This window comes from Caballeronia terrestris (assembly GCF_001544515.1).
GTDB lineage: Bacteria > Pseudomonadota > Gammaproteobacteria > Burkholderiales > Burkholderiaceae > Caballeronia > Caballeronia terrestris.
The window spans coordinates 110,200-128,281 of sequence record NZ_FCOL02000003.1; the positions used below are offsets into that span (position 1 = coordinate 110,200).

Annotated in this window: 14 protein-coding genes; 5 read left to right on the forward strand and 9 right to left on the reverse strand. The window is 63.2% G+C overall.

Annotated features, from left to right (window positions below):
* Position 1 precedes the first annotated feature (1 nt).
* Genes AWB67_RS03770 through AWB67_RS03780 form a run of 3 tightly spaced genes read left to right on the forward strand, consistent with a single transcriptional unit; the run spans position 2 to position 4,343 of the window.
* A complete protein-coding gene (locus tag AWB67_RS03770; RefSeq protein ID WP_087654893.1) occupies positions 2-715 on the forward strand; it encodes an ABC transporter ATP-binding protein in 714 nt (237 codons plus the stop codon).
* Positions 712-3,261 carry an FtsX-like permease family protein gene (locus tag AWB67_RS03775; RefSeq protein WP_087654894.1) on the forward strand — a complete coding sequence of 850 codons (2,550 nt, stop codon included), beginning with the start codon at positions 712-714 and terminating at the stop codon, positions 3,259-3,261. The genes AWB67_RS03770 and AWB67_RS03775 overlap by 4 nt, the downstream gene beginning before the upstream one ends.
* Entirely contained in the window at positions 3,261-4,343 is a 1,083-nt protein-coding gene (locus tag AWB67_RS03780; protein WP_087654895.1) for a lipocalin-like domain-containing protein, read from the forward strand. The genes AWB67_RS03775 and AWB67_RS03780 overlap by 1 nt, the downstream gene beginning before the upstream one ends.
* Before the next feature lie 46 nt (positions 4,344-4,389).
* Here the strand turns inward: AWB67_RS03780 and AWB67_RS03785 are convergent, their stop codons facing one another.
* From AWB67_RS03785 to AWB67_RS03810, 6 genes are all read right to left on the reverse strand, one after another.
* A complete protein-coding gene (locus tag AWB67_RS03785) occupies positions 4,390-5,337 on the reverse strand; it encodes a TauD/TfdA dioxygenase family protein (RefSeq protein WP_235025023.1) in 948 nt (315 codons plus the stop codon).
* Between the two features lie 36 nt (positions 5,338-5,373).
* Positions 5,374-6,372 (reverse strand): ABC transporter substrate-binding protein, encoded by a 999-nt coding sequence (locus tag AWB67_RS03790; protein ID WP_087654897.1) that lies wholly within the window; start codon positions 6,370-6,372, stop codon positions 5,374-5,376.
* 103 nt (positions 6,373-6,475) lie between these two features.
* Positions 6,476-7,354: an ABC transporter permease gene (locus AWB67_RS03795; RefSeq protein WP_087654898.1), complete on the reverse strand. Its 879-nt coding sequence runs from the start codon at positions 7,352-7,354 to the stop codon at positions 6,476-6,478.
* Positions 7,351-8,202, reverse strand: coding sequence for an ABC transporter ATP-binding protein (locus tag AWB67_RS03800; RefSeq protein ID WP_087654899.1), 852 nt, complete (start codon positions 8,200-8,202; stop codon positions 7,351-7,353). The genes AWB67_RS03795 and AWB67_RS03800 overlap by 4 nt, the downstream gene beginning before the upstream one ends.
* Before the next feature lie 133 nt (positions 8,203-8,335).
* On the reverse strand, positions 8,336-9,370 hold the full coding sequence (locus tag AWB67_RS03805) for an ABC transporter substrate-binding protein (protein WP_087654900.1): 1,035 nt from the start codon (positions 9,368-9,370) through the stop codon (positions 8,336-8,338).
* Positions 9,371-9,404: 34 nt separating this feature from the next.
* On the reverse strand, positions 9,405-10,283 hold the full coding sequence (locus AWB67_RS03810; RefSeq protein WP_125477541.1) for a TauD/TfdA dioxygenase family protein: 879 nt from the start codon (positions 10,281-10,283) through the stop codon (positions 9,405-9,407).
* A 139-nt stretch (positions 10,284-10,422) separates the two neighbouring features.
* On the opposite strand from AWB67_RS03810, the gene AWB67_RS03815 reads away from it, so the two are divergent.
* Both AWB67_RS03815 and AWB67_RS03820 read left to right on the forward strand, forming a co-directional pair.
* Complete coding sequence (locus AWB67_RS03815) at positions 10,423-12,000, forward strand: 3'-5' exonuclease family protein (protein WP_087654901.1); 1,578 nt, start codon at positions 10,423-10,425, stop codon at positions 11,998-12,000.
* Between the two features lie 361 nt (positions 12,001-12,361).
* On the forward strand, positions 12,362-13,240 hold the full coding sequence (locus AWB67_RS03820; protein WP_087654902.1) for an ATP-grasp fold amidoligase family protein: 879 nt from the start codon (positions 12,362-12,364) through the stop codon (positions 13,238-13,240).
* Positions 13,241-13,287: 47 nt separating this feature from the next.
* Here the strand turns inward: AWB67_RS03820 and AWB67_RS03825 are convergent, their stop codons facing one another.
* The 3 genes from AWB67_RS03825 to AWB67_RS03835 all read right to left on the reverse strand — a co-directional run bounded on the left by AWB67_RS03825 (position 13,288) and on the right by AWB67_RS03835 (position 17,964).
* Positions 13,288-14,472: a hypothetical protein gene (locus AWB67_RS03825; protein ID WP_087654903.1), complete on the reverse strand. Its 1,185-nt coding sequence runs from the start codon at positions 14,470-14,472 to the stop codon at positions 13,288-13,290.
* 414 nt (positions 14,473-14,886) lie between these two features.
* Positions 14,887-15,408 (reverse strand): DUF6622 family protein, encoded by a 522-nt coding sequence (locus tag AWB67_RS03830; RefSeq protein ID WP_087654904.1) that lies wholly within the window; start codon positions 15,406-15,408, stop codon positions 14,887-14,889.
* Positions 15,409-15,612: 204 nt separating this feature from the next.
* Positions 15,613-17,964 carry a putative bifunctional diguanylate cyclase/phosphodiesterase gene (locus AWB67_RS03835; protein ID WP_087654905.1) on the reverse strand — a complete coding sequence of 784 codons (2,352 nt, stop codon included), beginning with the start codon at positions 17,962-17,964 and terminating at the stop codon, positions 15,613-15,615.
* Positions 17,965-18,082: the final 118 nt, after the last annotated feature.

The following is an 18,082-nucleotide window of genomic DNA, read 5'->3' on the forward strand; positions in this document are numbered from 1 at the left end:
CATGCGCCCTGCCGATACCGACGCCTTCCCCGCCCTCGAATGCCGCCGCCTGAGCAAGGCCTACGGCAGCGGACGCGTCGTGCTTGACGGCCTCGACTTCGCACTCGGTGCGGGCGAATTCGTCGCGATCATGGGCGACTCGGGCGTTGGCAAATCAACGCTGCTGAACCTGATCGCCGGCCTCGAAAGCGCCGACAGCGGCGAAGTGCTGATCGACGGCGCACCGATCTCGCGCCTGAACGACGACGCCGCTACACGCCTGCGCCGTCAAAAACTCGGCTTCGTGTTCCAGGCGTTCCACGTCCTTCCACATCTGACGCTCGCACAGAACGTAGCGGTACCGCTGCTCTTGAACGGCATGCCGCCCGCCTCCGCGCTCGCGATGCTCGCCGCAGTCGGCTTGGACGGGCGCGGCGACGACCTGCCGCGCCAGCTTTCCGGCGGCGAGTTGCAGCGCGTGGCGATTGCGCGGGCGCTCGTGCACCGTCCGCGCCTTTTGCTGGCCGATGAACCCACCGGCAACCTCGACCCGCATACCGCCCACGAAGTCCTTGCGCTCCTCAGAGAAGAAACGAAGGCAACAGGCGCCGCAACGATGATGGTCACGCATTCCGAAGCGGCGGCGGCGTTCGCGGACCGCGTGCTGATCCTGAGCGACGGCGCGCTGCACGCGGCGGAATCGCTCGCGTCGTTCAACGCGTCGCGCGACCGATGACGCCACTCGCCGCCGCGCATCGCACGCTCACCCGCTGGCTGTTGCGCGCGCAATGGCGCAGTCATCGGGGACGCGCGCTCGTCGCCATCGCGACGATCGCGCTCGGCGTCGGGCTCGGCTATGCGGTGCAACTCATCAACAGCGCTGCGTTCAACGAGTTTTCCGCGGCGGCGCGGAGCCTCTCGGGACAAGCGGACTTGCAGGTGCGCGGCGCGCAGCCCTTCATCGACGAAATCGTTTATCCCCGCCTCGCGACGCGCGCGGGCGTCGCGCTCGCGAGCCCCGTGCTCGAAGTCGATGCCTCCGTGCCGAAGCACAATGCGCCGCTGAAAGTGCTCGGCGTCGACGTGTTCCGCGCGAAGCAAATCGCGCCCGACCTGACCGGCGTGCCGTCGCCGCAAGCGCCCTTCGATGCCCTCGCCGACGACGCCCTCTTCCTTTCGCCCGCCGCGCAGCAATGGCTCGGCGCAGGCATCGGCGGGAACGTTACGCTGCTGAGCGGCACGTCGCCCGTGCGGCTGCGCGTGGCGGGCGGCATCGTGCGCGCATTGCCGGGGCAGCGCATCGCGGTGATGGACATCGCCGCCCTGCAATGGCGCTTCGGTATGACAGGCAAGCTCTCGCGCGTCGATCTGCAACTCGCACGCGGCGTCGATCGCGAAGCGTTCCGCCGCGCGTTGCAGCAGGAACTCGGCGGCCGCTTCGTCGTGACCGAGACGCGCGATGTCGAAAGCCGCACCGACCGGCTCTCTCGCGCTTACCGGATCAACATGAACGTGCTCGCGCTCGTGGCGCTCTTCACCGGCGCGTTCCTCGTGTTTTCGACGCAGGCGTCGGGCGTCGTGCGGCGCCGCGCGCAGTTCGCGATGTTGCGCGTGCTCGGCATGACGCGCGCGCTGCTCGTGCGGCAGATCATGTTCGAAGGCGCGCTGCTCGGCGTCGCGGGGGCCGTGCTTGGCATCGCGCTCGGGTACGCGGTGGCGGCGCTCGCGCTGCGCTATTTCGGCAGCGATCTGGGCGGCGGCTATTTCCCTGGCGTGCAGCCGCGCGTCGGTTTCGAACCGGTGGCGAGCGCTGTGTTTCTTGCGCTTGGCATCGGCGTGGCGTTGCTCGGGACGCTCGTTCCCGCGCTCGAAGCGGCGCGCGCCCGGCCCGCGCCCGCGCTGAAAGCGGGCAGCGAGGAGGCCGCGCTCGCGCCGCTCTCGGCACCGTGGCCCGCTTTGGCATGTCTCGCGCTCGGCGCGGCGCTGACGCAGGCGCCGCCGGTCTTCGACGCGCCTATCGGCGGCTATCTGGCCGTTGCGCTACTGCTCGTCGGTGGGATCGCGCTGATGCCGCGCCTGACCGCGATCGTGTTTCGAACGTTGAGCTTGTGGTATGCGAGGCGGCGTACTAGCGCGGTCGTCACGCTCGCGCTCGCGCGGCTCGCGAACGCGCCCGGACAAGCATCGATCGCGATGGGCGGCGTGCTCTCGAGCTTTACGCTGATCGTCGCGATGGCGATCATGGTGGCGAGCTTTCGCGTCTCGGTCGAGGACTGGCTAGCGCATCTGCTCTCCGCCGACCTGTACGTGCGCATGGCATCGAGCGGCGACACAGGCGGGCTGCGTCCCGACCAGCAGACGCTGCTTGCATCCGCAGGCGGCGTCGCGCACGCAGCGTTCGCGCGCACGTCGCAACTGACGCTCGATGCGTCCAAGCCCCCCGTCGCGCTGCTCGCGCGCGAAATCGATGCCGCCGATCCCGGCGCGCATCTGCAACTCACCGGCGCGGTGTTGCCGCCGTCGGCGTGGCAGGCGGGCGAGACGCCGGTGTGGGCATCGGAGGCGATGGTCGATCTGTACGGGTATCGCGCCGGACAGCGGCTTTCGTTGCCGATCGGCGGCGCGGGCGAGCGCTTCGTCGTCGCCGGCATCTGGCGCGACTACGTGCGGCAGACGGGCGCGCTGCAGATTCGCCTTGTCGACTACCGTCGTCTCACACACGACACGAGCGCGACCGATGCGGGCGTGACGCTCAACGCGGGTGCGTCCGCATCGCAGGTCATCGACGCGATGAAAAAACTCCCCTTCGGCGATGCCCTCGAATTCGCGCAGCCCGGCGACATCCGCGCGCGCACGCTGACCATCTTCGATCGCAGTTTCGCCGTGACGTACCTGCTGGAAGCGGTCGCGATCGTCATCGGCCTGTTCGGCGTCGCCGCGACGTTTTCCGTGCAGACACTTGCGCGATCGCGCGAGTTCGGGATGCTGCGGCATGTCGGCGTGACGCGGCGGCAGGTCCTGGCGCTGCTCGCTGCCGAGGGCGGCTTGCTAACGGTGGTCGGCATCGCGATGGGCTGCGTGCTCGGCTTCGCGATCAGCCTGATCCTCGTGTTCGTCGTCAATCCGCAGTCGTTTCACTGGAGCATGTCGCTGCATGTGCCGTGGAGGCTGATCGCGGTGATCGGCTGCGTAATGCTGGCTTCATCGTGCGCGACGGCCGTGATGGCGGGGCGGCGCGCCGTATCGGTCGATGCCGTGCGCGCCGTGAGGGAGGACTGGTGATGCGGGCTTTTTTAGTGCTGTCGATCGCGTTTTTCTCGATGACAACGCTTGCCGCCGATTTTGCCGAGGTCGTGCCGAATCGCGCGGTGGTCCTGCCACAAGACACCGGCGCGCATCCGGACTATCGCACCGAGTGGTGGTACGCAACCGGCTGGCTGGAGACGCCGGACAAGAAGCCGCTCGGTTTTCAGATCACGTTCTTTCGATCGAATACGGGCAAAGGCGGCGCGAACCCCAGCGAGTTCACGCCCGCGCAACTGATCATCGCGCATGCGGCGTTGAGCGATCCGGCGTATGGACGGCTCGTCCACGATCAGCGTATCGCGCGGCAGGGTTTCGGGCTTGCTTACTCGAAGGCCGGCAACACCGACGTCAGGCTCGACGCGTGGCGAATGGTGCGCAACGCGGACGGCCGCTACGAAGTGACCGCCGATGCCGCCGGCTTCGCGCTGCACCTGACCTTCACGCCAACGCAAACGCCGATGCTGCAAGGCGAACTCGGCTACTCACGCAAAGGACCGCTGCCGCAGCAGGCGAGCTACTACTACAGCGAGCCGCAACTGAAAGTAAGCGGCAGCGTCACGCGGCCTTCAGGCAAAAGCGTCCCGGTCACGGGGAGCGCGTGGCTCGATCACGAATGGTCGAGCACGCTGCTTTCCGCCGATGCCGCTGGCTGGGACTGGCTCGGCGCGAATCTCGACGACGGCTCCGCGCTGATGGCCTTCAAGGTGCGCGCCCGCGATGGCCGCGCGGTGTGGGCGCACGCCGCGCTGCGAGATCGCGACGGACGCACGACGCAATACGGCCCTGGCGAAGTGGACTTCACGCCCGAGCGCCAGTGGCGCTCGCCGCGCACGGACACGACGTATCCGGTCGCGATGAACGTACGCGTCGGCGCGTTGCATTGGCGTCTCACGCCGCTCATCGACGATCAGGAACTCGACTCGCGCGACTCGACCGGCGCGCTCTATTGGGAAGGCGCGGTCACCCTTTCAGGCGCAGCCGATGCCACCGACAAGAGCGGACGCGGCTATCTCGAACTCACCGGCTACGCGAAGGCGCTCGAAGTCGAGAAGCGTTGATGCTCGCCGGCGCAGTTCAGTTCAGTTCTGTTCAGTTCTGTTCTGTTCAGTTCAGCGCGATCGCCGCAGCAGCCCCAACCGGCGATCCTTCGATCGCAACCGAAGGGCGTCCATCCGGCCCGACGGGCACGTCGCCCACGAGCGTCGTGCGATAGAGCTGGCGATCGAAGTCGAGATCGAAGATATCGGTTGGTGCAAGATGCGCGGTGGAACGGTTGTCCCAGAACGCGACGCTGCCCGCCTCCCATTTGAACCGGACGGTGAATTCCGGCCGCGTCACGTGCTCCCACAGCAATTCGAGCAGCACCTGACTTTCGCGCGGCGTCACGTCCGCGATGTGTTTCAGGAAGCCGGGGCTTACGTACAGCGCGCGCTCGCCCGTCTCGGGATGCACGCGCACGAGCGGATGCTCGGCGACGAGCGCGCGCTCTTCGACCGCCTGCGCGAACGCACCCGTGCCGCGCGCGCCGGGTGGCGGCGCGAAGCGATGCACGCCACGCAAGCCATCGACGAACTGCCGCAGCGGCGCCGACAGCTTTTCATACGCAATGACGAGGTTGGTCCAGTGCGTATCGCCGCCGTAGGGCGGGATCGTGACGCCGCGCAGTATCGATGCGAACGGCGGATTCACGGCGGCGGTTACGTCGGTGTGCCAGCCGGTCCACGGCCGCAACAGCGCCTGCCCTTCGAAGCGCGTCGCCTTCCTGAACTTCGAGATTGAATAGATCTCCGGGTGGCCCTCGACGTGTCCGAAGACCGGATGCCCCACGGTCAATTCGCCGAACTGCGCCGAGAACGCGACATGCTGCTCGTGACTCAGGAACTGCTCGCGAAAGAACACGACGCGCCATTTGAGCAACGTCGCGCGGATCGCCGCCACCTGCTCTACGCTCAGCGGCCGCGTGAGATCCACCCCGCCGATTTCTGCGCCGATATGCGCGGACAGCGGGCTGACCTGAATCACTTCATCGTTCGACAAAACGGCTGCGTTCACTGCGAGTCTCCTTGGACCTTGACGCATACGGGACGATCAGCTTCCCTTCAGCGACGGGTCATCGTTGAAAAAATAATCGCGCCACGATTTCGGCTCGTGACGGATCACGCCGACCTTGTGCAGAAAAGTGCCTAGCTGCAAGGTGTTTTGCGGGACGGTGCTAAAGCTCACTTCGCTATCGCCCAGGATCTTCTCGACAAACGCGGGGGAGAGTTTCGAACCGTCCTGCCGGATATAGATGGCGGCGGCCTGCGCCCTGTCGGTCTCGACGAGTTTCGCTGCGTCCGCAAGCGCCGCGCGCACTGCTGCGTAGGTCTTCGGATTGTCGCTGCGCCACTTTGCTGATGCAGCCGCGACGCTGCCCGTCGACGGTCCGCCGAGGATATCGATCGAACTCAGTACCTTGTGGATCTTCGGGTTCTCCAGTTCCTGATACTGATAGGGCGCGTTGGAGAAGTGCAGGTCGATGAGCGAACTGCCCGCGAGCATCGCCGTGGTTGCATCGGCGTGCGGCATGCTGACTTCGAGCCTATCGAGGCGCGCATATTCGGCATCACCGTACGCCTTCGCCGAAGCCATCTGCAAGAGCCGTCCCTGCTGCGATACCGCCACCGACACGACCGCGATGCGGTCCTGCTCGCCGATATCCTTGATGTTTTTGATACGCGGATTGTTCGACACGAGATAGACCGGCACAGCACCAAGCGCGGCGATCGCGCGGAAGTCCTGGCGGTCGCGCGTGCGGTCCCAGATCGTGAGCAACGGGCCGATACCGATCGTCGCGACGTCGGCGGCACCGGAGAGCAGCGTATCGTTGACCGCCGCGCCGCCTGAGAGCGTGTTCCATTGCACGTCGATGGGCAGGCCTTCCTTGGCGCCGTGCTTCTCGATCAGCTTCTGGTCCTTCACGACCTTGAGCAGCAGCGAACCGATGCCGTATTGATCGACGATTTTTACCGTGCCCTCGGCCTGCGCCTGCACTGCAACTACCGCGAGAACGGCGAGCCATACGAAACGCAACGAGGCCTTGATCATGCGATGTACTTCTCCGATATGCGGCGACCTTCGACCTTAAGGCAATGCGGTGCTCACCCCAACCAATCGATAGGCATATCGATAGCTGGCGGCGAATCTCGACTTAATGCTGCACGCCCCAGCGCCGCACGGTGACGCGTTCGAACGTATCGAAGACGAGATGCTCGACCGCAAGCCCGATCACGATGACCGTCGCGAGCCCCGCGAACACGCGATCCGTATAAAGCTCGTTACGGTTCTGGAAGATGTACCAGCCGAGCCCGCCCTTGCCCGAACTCGCGCCGAACACGAGCTCGGCTGCGATCAGCGTGCGCCATGCGAAGGCCCAGCCCACTCGCAGGCCCGCGAGGATCGAGGGCAGCGCGGCGGGCACAAGAATCAGCAGCACATGTTTGAGGCCCGTGAGACCGTAGTTGCGTCCGGTCATGCGCAGCGTCGCGGGCACGGCCTGAAAGCCGGAATACGTGTTGAGCGCGAGCGGCCACAGCACCGAATGCACGAGCACGAACAACAGGCTTCCCGTACCGAGCCCGAACCACAGCAACGCAAGCGGCAAGAGCGCGATCGACGGCAGCGGATTGAACATCGCCGTGAGCATCGAAAGCAGATCGCGACCGAGGCGCGTCGACACCGCGAGCGACGTGAGCGCGAACGCGAGCACGACGCCGAGCAGATAGCCGCGCAATAGCACCGACATCGAAATAGCCGTCTTTTGTATGAGTTCGCCCGATGCCACGCCCTGCACAAAAGCGACGAACGTCGCGCTGAACGTGGGCAGCAACAGGTCGTTCCCGAGCGCGCGCGCCGCGACTTCCCAGATCGCGATCAGCACGATGGCGATAGCGGTCTTGCGCAGCCACGTCTGATCGGCGAGACGTCGCGCGAAGGGCAGAGGCGCTTCGTGCGCGACGTCGGGCAGCGCCGTCGGCTCGACTTCGTATTCGGCACGCACGGGCGGCGCGGTCCAATGTGGCGTGCTCATTGCGCGATCTCCTCTTCGAACAGCAGCCGATGAATGCGTGCGACGCTCTGCTGAAATTCGTAGCGCCCGGTGCTGTCCTGGGTGTATTGATGGCTGTTGATTTCGGCTCGCACGCGGCCCGGATGCGGCGTCAGCAGCAGAATGCGGTTACCGACGATCAGCGCTTCCTCGATCGAATGCGTAACGAAAAGCAGCGTGAGCTTCGCTTCGTCCCAGAGACGAAGTAGTTCTTCCTGCATGCGGCGCCGCGTGAGCGCATCGAGTGCGGCGAACGGTTCGTCCATCAGGAGCACACGCGGCTGCATCGCGAGCGCGCGGGCGATCGCCACGCGCTGCTTCATGCCGCCCGAAAGCGTGTGCGGATAGGCATCGGCGAAACGCGCGAGACCGACCTTGTCGAGATAATGCAGCGCCCGTTCGCGTGCTTCCGCGCGCCCCATCTTGCGCGCGACGCGCAACGGAAACGCCACGTTCTGCAGCACCGTTTTCCACGGCGGCAGTTGATCGAATTCCTGGAACACGACGATGCGGTCGGCGCCCGGTCCGCGCACGACTTCGCCATCAATTTCGATGCTGCCCGCAACCGGTTCGATGAAACCGGCCACCGCTTTCAAAAGCGTGGACTTGCCGCAGCCGGACGGACCGAGCAGCACGAAGCGGTCGCCGTCGTAGACATCGAAGCTGACGTCGTGCGTGGCGCGCACGATGCGTTCGCGAGTGCGATATTCCAGCGTGACGTTTTTCGCGGCGAGCAGCTTTTCGCTCGCGGCGGGCACGCGCTCAGGCGGCGTTTCGGCCTTTTCAGCCTGTGCGGGGACGGGATAGAGCGCGGTAGGAATGGCGGCCATGCTCGTTGGACTCATCGGCAAAACCCAACGATAGCGTCGCGCGGCGGTCAAGCGAACCAATCATTGCGCATATCGAAAACAGCATGACGCATAAGCGGCGGTTCGTCCGCTCATGCGCCAGCGATCCGCAAGGCTAGCTGCCGTTACGCGTCGCGGGATCGTTGAAAAAGTAGTCCTGCCACGACTTCGGCTCGTTCTTGATCGCCCCGACGCGGTGCATGAACTGCGCGAGCGCGAACGTGTTCTGCGGCGCGACCTTGAACTGCACGGCCGGGTCCTTGATGATCTTCAACAGCAGATTGCGGTCGATCTTCGCGTTGTTCACGCGGATGTAGATGTCGGCCGCAGCATCGGGATTTTGCGTGACGAAGCTAGCGGCATCCGAGAGCGCATCGACGAATGCGCGATACGTCTTCGGGTTTTCGTTGCGGAATTTCTCGGTGGCGTAGAGCACCGTTGCGGAACTCGGCCCGCCGAGCATGTCGTATGAATTCAGCACGATGTGCGCCTTCGGATTGCCCGCGAGTTCCTGCTGCTGAAACGGCGGCGTGCCGAAATGCGCGTTGATTTCCGTGCCGCCCGCGATGACGGCCGCGGCTGCGTCGGGATGCGGCATCGCTTGCGTGAGCTTGTCGAGGCGGTCGAACTGCTTGTCGCCCCACTGCTTCGCGGCCGCGTATTGCAGCACGCGCGATTGCACCGACACACCGACCGCCGGCAACGCGATGCGGTCCTTCTCGGTAAAGTCGGCGATCGTCTTAACGTTCGGATTGTTCGAGACGAGGTAGTACGGCACGTTGCCGAGCGACGCGACGCCCTTCACGTTCTGCCGTCCATGCGTGCGATCCCAGATCGTCAGCAACGGACCGACGCCCGCGCCCGCGATATCGATTGAACCGGACAGCAGCGCATCGTTGATCGTCGCGCCGCCGGAGAGCTTGGTCCAGTCGACCTTGATATCGAGCCCTTGCTTCTTGCCTTCCTTCTCGATGAACTGCTGGTCGCGCGCCACGTTGAGCAGCAGGTACACGACACCGAATTGCTCCGCGACACGGATCGTGCCTTCTGCATGTACCGTCGAAGCAGCCGTAAGTGACGCGGCGCCGATCGTCAGCGATACGCACGCCGCGACCGCGCGGCGCGAAAAACGTTGTAGCAGGAACTGCATTGAAACCCCGTTGTATGTGTTTTTGAAAGCGTCTTCAGAAAGGCAGGTCGCCTTCGATGGTCGTGCGATAGAGTCTGCGGCGCTCTTCATCGGGCGTGCCGGCCGCGAGGTGCATCAGCGAGCGGTTGTCCCAGAACACGAGATCGTGCTCGGCCCATCGATGGCGATAGATGAACTCCGGCCGCACACTGTGCGCGAAGAGTTCCGCGAGGAGCGCGTTGCTTTCGTCCTCGGGCATATCGACGACGCGCGTCGTGAAGTGCTCGCTCACGAAGAGCGCCTTGCGTCCCGTCTCCGGATGCGTGCGCACGATCGGATGCACGACGGGTTTCACTTGCGCGATCTGCTCCGCCGACAGATTGGGCCGCCACGGGCTGCGCTTTTGAAGTTCGGCATATTTCGCGAGGTACGTGTGCTCGGCGCGCCGCCCTTCCACCGCTTCGCGCAGATGCTGAGGCAGCGCGTCCCAGGCAAGATGCATGTTAGCGAAGAGCGTATCGCCGCCGACAGCCGGCAATTCCTGCGCATGCAACAGCGAACCGAGGCTCGGCTTTTCCTTGTACGAAAGGTCGGAATGCCAGTAATGGCCCGCGTCGCCGAGCCCGATCGGCTGGCCGTTCTCGACGATATTCGACACGATCAGCACTTCGGGATGACCGCTCAGCGCGAACTGGTGCAGCACGTGAATCTGCAGCGGGCCGAAGCGCTTGCTGAACGCGATGTGCTGCTCGGGCGTGATCCGCTGGTCGCGAAACACGAGCACGTGATGATCCAGATGCGCGCGATGGATGCGCGTGAAATCGTCGGGGGAAAGCGGCTTTGAAAGGTCGAGGCCGATCACTTCGGCGCCGAGCGGCGCGTCGAAAGGATGGATCTCGATGATTTGATCGGGCGAATCGGCGAGTGTCGTCACGGCAGAGAAAGCGGCAATGAAACGTCCAATCTACAAGCGACTTCACAATGCGGCAACCAACGAAAAGCGAAACGCATATTCGTTAAGCAGATAAAGCGCGCGATGTGGCTCAATAGGGAGCGCTACAATTTGCTTTATTATGCCCCCCGCCCTCTCTTCCGATTCTCTCGCCGACGCCCTGCTCGAACAGCTCGCGCGGCCCATCGTGTTCGTCGATCTCGAGACGACCGGCGGCAACGCGACGACTGATCGCATCACCGAGATCGGCGTCGTGGAAGTGAGCCGCGCGGGCGTGGAACGCTGGAGCGTGCTGGTCGATCCGGAAACGCCGGTGCCGCCGTTCATCGAAAGGCTGACCGGCATCGACGACACCATGCTGCGCGGACAGCCCACTTTCGCCACGCTAGCCGATGCGCTCATCGAACGCCTGAGCGGCAAGCTCTTCGTCGCGCACAACGCGCGGTTCGACTACGGCTTCCTGAAGAACGAATTCCGGCGCGCGGGGCTGACGTTTCGCGCCGACGTGCTTTGCACCGTGCGGCTTTCGCGCGCGCTCTTTCCCTCCGTGCAGCGCCACGGCCTCGATTCGCTGATCGCGCGCTTCGGCCTTGCACCTGAGGGACGCCACCGCGCCCTCGCCGACGCCGATCTGCTTTGGCAGTTCTGGCAGAAGATCCACGAGCTGTACTCGCAGGAACTCGTCGATGCGGCGGTTCGCGCGTTGATCCGCCGCGCCGCGCTGCCCGCCGCGCTGCCGGAAAGCGCGCTCGATGCGCTGCCGTCCACGCCCGGCGTCTATATCTTCTACAGCGACGATGAGTTGCCGCTTTACGTCGGCAAGAGCATCAATTTAAAGCAACGCGTGATGTCCCATTTCTCGGGCGACCATCGGCTCGCGAAAGACCTTGCGATCTCGCAGACGATCAGACGTATCGAAGCGCGTGAGACCATCGGCGAACTCGGGGCGTTGCTACTCGAAGCCAGACTCGTCAAGGAACTGCAGCCGGTACACAACCGGCTGTTGCGGCGTGCCACGGGCGCATGGACATGGCAATGGCTGCCAGGCGCGCACGCGCCGGTGCTGATCCACGCGAAGAAGCGCGATTTCTCCCGCGAGGACGGACTTTTCGGCATCTATCAGTCGCGCGCGAAAGCGCAAGCGCATTTGCGTCGTCTCGCCGATGAGCACGGTCTTTGTCACGCGACGCTTGGGCTCGAAAAGATTCCGCTGGGCAGTTTGCGAGGCTGCTTCGGTTTTCAGGTGCGTCGCTGCAAGGGCGCTTGCGTGGGCGCGGAAACCCTCGCCGAACACTCGGCGCGCGTGCGTGAAGCGCTCGATTCATCGCGCGTCGTGCGCTGGCCGCACGCGGGCGCGATCGCGATCGCCGAGCGCGATGGCGAGACTCAGCGCATGGCTTGGCACGTCGTCGATCGATGGTGCTATCTCGGCTCGTGCGCGGAGGTTCCGGACATCGCGCCACTCGTCGCTGCATCGAATGAGCCGCATCCATTCGATGCCGATGTCTATAGCCTGCTTGCGAAGCGCCTCGTCGCGGGCGAGCTCGAATGGATGCCATGCGATGCGCGGCCCGCGTTCGACCTTGCGCCGCCGGAGGTGCCTGCGCTCACCGCGAGTTCGCGCTCAACTGTACGCAAGCTGCTTCGCAAACCTCGCCCGCCTGAATGCGCGGCGCAACTCATGCTTTCATTCAGCTGATAAAACCGCTTATCGGAATTTATTTTCGTAATTCCCATCGGTAATTGACGAATAATTGAAAATGCATAAGCGCTTTTTTTCCGATTCGCACGTGCGTATTAACTGACGCATAGCCGCTGAATAAGAACTACGACAGTTCGTGGCGAAGACATGCGAGTTCTTGTCTATGGCTCATCACGCGTCGATATGCGACCATGCGGTCTTTCCCGCTGCAAAAGGCGGGAAATGTCGAACGAATCGCCGATTGCGTAGGTACAAAGCGCCGGGCATTCCCCGACGACAGTTGCAGCGCATGGCATGCAAGCATAACTTCGACCGGGCGGCGCGAGAGCGCACCAGCCGGCGCATAAGGAGGACAACGATGTCGTTTCTTAAAGGACTGATCGATAACGCAAAGGATTTGTTGCCCGACAGTCTTTTCCTGAGCTTCTCCCATCGGCAAAAGATCGGCCGCTTTCCGAATCTCAGGCGTCCCTCCACTTTCAACGAAAAGATTCTTTATCGCTGCCTGCATCCGGACCCGCGCTATGTCGATCTCGCCGACAAGCTGGCGGTACGCGAGTACGTCGAGCGCGCGGTCGGCAAGGAGCACTTGATCCCGCTTATCGCCATCATCGATTCGTTCACCAAGGAACTCTTCGACGCGTTGCCCAATTCATTCGTGATGAAGGCGAATCACGGAAGCGGTTTCGTCAAGATCGTCAGGGACAAGTCGGAGACTTCGTTCGAAGAACTGCTTGCCCTCGCGACGAAATGGCTCAAGACCGATTTCTATCGCATCGCGCGCGAGAGGCATTATCGGAACATCGAGCCCAAGGTGTTCTTCGAAGAAGTGCTGCTCGATTCGAGCGGCAACATTCCGCCCGACATGAAGGTGCATTGCTTCAACGATCCTTCCGGCAAGACCACGTTCTATACGCTCGTGATTTCGGATCGCTTTACGCCGCATCCGCGCGGCGATTTCTACGACGCGCAGTGGAACCATCTCGACATTTCCATCGGCCACTATCCGCGCAGCAAGACACCCGCGACGCCGCCGGCGCACCTCGATACGATGCTGGAAATCGCGGGCAAGCTCGCGCGCAATTTCGAATACGTGCGCGTCGATCTCTATGCGCCCGATGATGAGATTTTCTTCGGCGAGTTGACCTTCACGCCCGGTGCGGGCGTATATCGGCTAAGGCCCGAGGCGATCGACTACAACTGGGGACGTCTCTTTCACGCGAATCTGCAGCAATGAATTTAAAGCCAAAGCGGCCCGTTCATTCGGGCCGCTTTGCTTGAGCTTTAGTCGGAGTGACGCGTCATTGCTTGCACGGGGGCCGGCATGTCCCTGCGCTCCGTTGGTCGCGGCGCATGGGCTTCGGCGCCTGCTTGCGGCACCCGAAAACCCGCTTCGAGATACGTGATGATGTCCACGCAAAGCATCATCAAGAGCCCCATGTAAAGCATGCTCAAGCCGCGTATTTCATCGTAGAAGCCGAGCGCCACGTATAACGGCACGTTGATGACAAGTGCGATCTTCATGTATTGCTTGACGAGCGGCGGCAGCTTGCCCCAGCCCGCACGCGCGATCACCGCGAACAGCAAGAGATTGACGATGTTGAGCGCCTTCGGCGTCATGATCCCGTAGTTGTATTCGAAGCGTAGGTAGGTGGCCGGACGCGCGAGCTGACGCAAGTTGTTGGCGAGGTGAAACAGCACCACGTCCCCGCCATTCTGCGTGTACTGCATCTTGATGACGATGTTGATCGCAGCCGCGATCGCAACCAGCACCACTTGAAGCAACAGCGTCTTCTTCACCGAAAGATGCGTGCGCAGGAATGGATACAGCACCATCACGAAGAAGAGGAACGACTCCTTGTTCCAGGTCGCGAATGCAGTGAGGATGATCAGCAGCACAACGCGTCCCCGCATCGCAAGAATCACCGCCAAGGACATAAAGAGCAGCTCGGCAATATCGTAGAAATAGCCGCCCTCCGTGAGAATGAGCGGAAATATCACAGCGAACACAAGCGGCGCGAGCGTGGCCCCCACCCGATTCTGGTTGAACTCAAGACATACCGCGCGCATCGCGAAGAGCGCACAAAACAGCGTGCCGAATGCGAGCGCGTACATCATGTAGTAACGCAGCGCGTATTTCGGATCCTTGGCGTCCGTCGCGTTCGGATAGATCCATGAGATCGGATGGTGATATTTGTTGTCGTCGGACAACAACGTATTCACGTGGTTTTTCACGCGCTCAGGCAGCACACGCTCCGCGCCATTGACGATCGCGGGAAACAGTTGACGGTAAACGAACGGACGCTCGGCCGTTCCTTCGAGCATCGCGGGGAGCGAGAAGCGCGGCCAGTTGTCGCGGAACTGCCACTTGGTGAAAAAGCCGTTGAAGGCCGCGGACGCCACGAGGAAATAAACGACGACTAGCAGAAACCTCTTTATAGCGGGATGGGAGAGCGGTTCGTTCAGCACAGATTCCTCCGTTCCAACTGCGGGTCAGGGAGCATGCCCATTACAGGCATCGGCATGCTCACGAGCATGATTCGGCGGGGTCATGCTACGCGGAAAAAATGCTGCAGGGCAGTAGGGTTTGGAATTCTTGCGCAATGGCCGCGTGGATTTGAAAGTGCGACACCGCACAATAAATTAATACGCGTGGGGTTAGGGATTTGCTTTGTTATTACATCCGAAGGGCAACCCGCAGGTTTCAAGAATAGACGCTTTTGTCGCCGAGGAAATCAGGAATTAAAGCAATCGCTTTCTTGCCGACTTTCTAAATGATTTAAAAAAACGCGCACTTTGTTATAGACGTCGGCAGAATAGACCGTTAGTTGCAATTCAAAAGGATAAAAATGGCCATCGCTCGCACGATGGCCATCCGCCACTTCAGATACGTTCGCTCGACAGCGTCCCGGAAGCGACCGGACGAAACCCGAGCCAGTAGATCAGGAACCGCCCAGCGAAGATCCCGGCGACAACGCCCGACACCAGGCCGTCGAGTACGACGTACATCGAATCCACTCCGGCGTGTGTCGTCGCCAGTTCGAAGCCGAGCCAGAATTTCGACGCGAACGTGACGATCATCAGCACCAGCGGACCGATCGAGCCCGGCAGCGTCACCGTCCGGTGCACGCGATCGACAGTCATCCCGCTGGCCTGCGCGATCCCCGCACCCGCGGCGATGCCGATCAACGCGCCACCGATCCACGCAAGGCCGGTATGCCATCCGGCGGCTGGTTCGCGCAGCATATGCACGATGCCCCACGCGGCGAACACGGCGGGCACGATCGCGAGCTTCGAAAGCGGCGCCGTACCGCCCTTGAGCGCCTTGAAACCGCGCGAAATCAAAAAGGCCAGAAGTGCCCAGACCCAAACCGGCGTACCGCTCAGAATTGCTTGAACCGACATGATTTTCTCCTGTAGATGGCTCGGCGATTCGTTCTGACTTCTCGCTGCGCCGTTATCTTTACGATGGAAAGATATTGATCTCGAAACCATCCGCCGTCAAGATATCTTTCCATTGTAAAAATTAATCGGCGCTGCAACGCGATTCCTATGCAGTTAGAAGAGTCAGCCAGCGCGGATGCGGTGATCAGAGACTTGTAGCGCGACTCACGCCGCCGTCGCCCGCGCGACGCCGCTGAAATCGAGCGCCTGCGGCGCGACCGGCCGGCTCAGATGGTAGCCCTGCACGTAGTCGCATTTCGCCTCGCGCAGGATGTCGAGTTGCTCCTCTTCCTCGACGCCCTCCGCCGTCACCCGAATCCCCAACTCGTGCGACATCTCGACGATGCCTCGCACGATCGTGCGCGTCGCGGCATCGCGCGCGAGCTTCGCCGTGAACGACCGGTCGATCTTCACGGTATCCGGCGCGAAATCCGCGAGATAGCGCAGGCTCGAATAGCCGGTGCCAAAATCGTCGATGGCCACGCGCACGCCCAGGCGCTTGAGCCCCGTCAGCGTTTGCTGCGCGAGCGCCGGATTCTCCATCAGCGCGCTTTCGGTCAATTCGATTTCGAGGCAGCGCGCTGGCAGCCCATGCTTGCGCAGCGCGCGGTCGACGACCGTCACGATCGCGTCGCACCGCAACTGCCGCGCCGACACGTTCACCGACATGCACAGCCCGTCCGCGCCCCGGCTGCGCCATTCGGCGAGTTGCGCGAGCGCGCGGTCCATCACCCACGCCCCAAGCTCGACGATGAATCCGCTTTCTTCGAGGATCGGAATGAACACGCCCGGCGCGACCAGGCCGCGCGCGGGATGCATCCAGCGGATCAGCGCCTCGACGCTCTTCATCGATACCGAGCCCGGCTCGTGAATGCCCTGGTAATGCAGCAAAAATTCGCCGGACGCGAGCGCCTGCGGCAAGTCGCGCTCCAGCTCGAAATCCTCGATGGTGCCGGTCGCGTCCTTGTCGGCGAAGCGGAAGCCGTTGCGACCCGCCTTCTTCGCCGCGTACATCGCGATGTCGGCGCTCGTCAGCAGCGCTTCGTGGTCGAGGCCATGCTCCGGATAGAGCGAGATGCCGATCGACGCCGTCACGAACGCGCCCGCGTGATCGTTGCGCGCGCTGCTCGAAAGCACGTCGAGCAAGGTCTGCGCGAGACAGCCGAGCCGCGCCTTGTCGGCGGTGCTGCAAATCAATACGGCGAACTCGTCGCCGCCCAGGCGCGCGACGTAGGCGTCGGCGGGAAGCGTTTCCGTGATGACTCGGCCGATATCCTTCAGCAAGCGATCGGCGGCCGTGTGTCCGAGCGTGTCGTTCAGGACCTTGAAGCGGTCGAGGTCGATGAACATCAGGCCGAACGCGGCGCCCTCTTCGCAATGCGCCTCCATCTGTCGCACGAGCGCGCCGCGGTTCGCGAGGCCCGTCAGCGAATCCGAGTACGCGAGCTGGTCGAGCGCCGCAATGCGCTCCTCTTCCGCCGTGACGTCCTCGCTGATGCCGACGATCCGCACCACCGTGCCGGCCTCGTTGCGCACCGGGTACGCCGTGCTCTGAATCCATCGGATGACACCGTCGGTGCGGCGGATGCGGTACTTGATACGCCCGTCCGCCGATTCCGCGACGATGCGGCCCATCTCGTCGCGGAGCGCATCGAGATCGTCGGGAAGGACGAGTTCGAGCCACGCCGACGGGTTCTCCTGCAACACCGACGGCGCGATGCCGAACACCCGCTCGACCCCGGCGCTGACGTAGTGGAAGTACCGGAAATCGGCGCTGTACGAATAGAACACAAGCCGCACGTGTGCTTCCATTTCGGACATCAGTTCGTCCTTGGTGCGCAGCGTGGCGAGCAGTTCATTCTGCTGCGTGACATCGACCGATGCGCAGAGCATGGCCGCGACGCGCCCGTCCGCGCCCGAGAGCGGGATGAGACGCGAGTCCCACCATTTCGGGCGGCCGGTCGTCGTCGCGCACTGGCCGGCAAAGGACGTGCGCTGGCCCGCGAGCGCGCCCGCCCACGCTGCCTCGGAGGCAATGCGGTCAGCGCCGGTCCAGAAGCCGAGCCAGTTTGCTCCAGCGAGCTGGTCGGGCGACGTGGCGTTCATTAGTTCGGCGCCGAACTCCGAAATACGCAACATCTTGCCGTCGATGTCGAGCAGTTTCAGGCATTCGCGGTTCGCATCGAGCAGCCCGGCGCTCAGCGCCAAAGCCGCCGTGCGTCGGCCGTGTGTTGCGCGCAATATCCGTTGAGCCACGGCGAACGCGGCGGCGCCTGTCACGGCGGCGATCGCGTAACACTGGATCGGACCCGCTTCGAACGCGAAGAGGGCGATGACGAACGCGAACGCCCCGGCGCCAAAGCTGGCGGCCGCGGTGATCGCGAGCAAGACGAGCGGCATCTGAATGCCGCGCGAATATCGGTCGAGAAAATACGACAGGAAGAGCTGATTGCGCGCCGATGCCCCGCCCGTCGTGGCGGCAGCGCATTTCGCGGGGTGGCCACGCGAACTGTTCATGCGTGATCGGGTCTTCGTTGTCACGCTCGTTCTCCAGCAAGTATTACCTGAACGGCCCGGCGAAAACGCACACGAAGCCACAGCAATTCATGTGTTAACGTCGGCTTGCGGAAAAACC

What these genes read in the sequence shown, in the direction of transcription:
- AWB67_RS03770 (WP_087654893.1), top strand. Translation starts at nt 2, where the DNA reads ATGCGCCCTGCCGATACCGACGCCTTCCCCGCCCTCGAATGCCGCCGC.
- AWB67_RS03775 (WP_087654894.1), top strand. Translation starts at nt 712, where the DNA reads ATGACGCCACTCGCCGCCGCGCATCGCACGCTCACCCGCTGGCTGTTG.
- AWB67_RS03780 (WP_087654895.1), top strand. Translation starts at nt 3,261, where the DNA reads ATGCGGGCTTTTTTAGTGCTGTCGATCGCGTTTTTCTCGATGACAACG.
- AWB67_RS03790 (WP_087654897.1), bottom strand. Translation starts at nt 6,372, where the DNA reads ATGATCAAGGCCTCGTTGCGTTTCGTATGGCTCGCCGTTCTCGCGGTA.
- AWB67_RS03795 (WP_087654898.1), bottom strand. Translation starts at nt 7,354, where the DNA reads ATGAGCACGCCACATTGGACCGCGCCGCCCGTGCGTGCCGAATACGAA.
- AWB67_RS03800 (WP_087654899.1), bottom strand. Translation starts at nt 8,202, where the DNA reads ATGGCCGCCATTCCTACCGCGCTCTATCCCGTCCCCGCACAGGCTGAA.
- AWB67_RS03805 (WP_087654900.1), bottom strand. Translation starts at nt 9,370, where the DNA reads ATGCAGTTCCTGCTACAACGTTTTTCGCGCCGCGCGGTCGCGGCGTGC.
- AWB67_RS03815 (WP_087654901.1), top strand. Translation starts at nt 10,423, where the DNA reads ATGCCCCCCGCCCTCTCTTCCGATTCTCTCGCCGACGCCCTGCTCGAA.
- AWB67_RS03820 (WP_087654902.1), top strand. Translation starts at nt 12,362, where the DNA reads ATGTCGTTTCTTAAAGGACTGATCGATAACGCAAAGGATTTGTTGCCC.
- AWB67_RS03830 (WP_087654904.1), bottom strand. Translation starts at nt 15,408, where the DNA reads ATGTCGGTTCAAGCAATTCTGAGCGGTACGCCGGTTTGGGTCTGGGCA.
- AWB67_RS03835 (WP_087654905.1), bottom strand. Translation starts at nt 17,964, where the DNA reads ATGAACAGTTCGCGTGGCCACCCCGCGAAATGCGCTGCCGCCACGACG.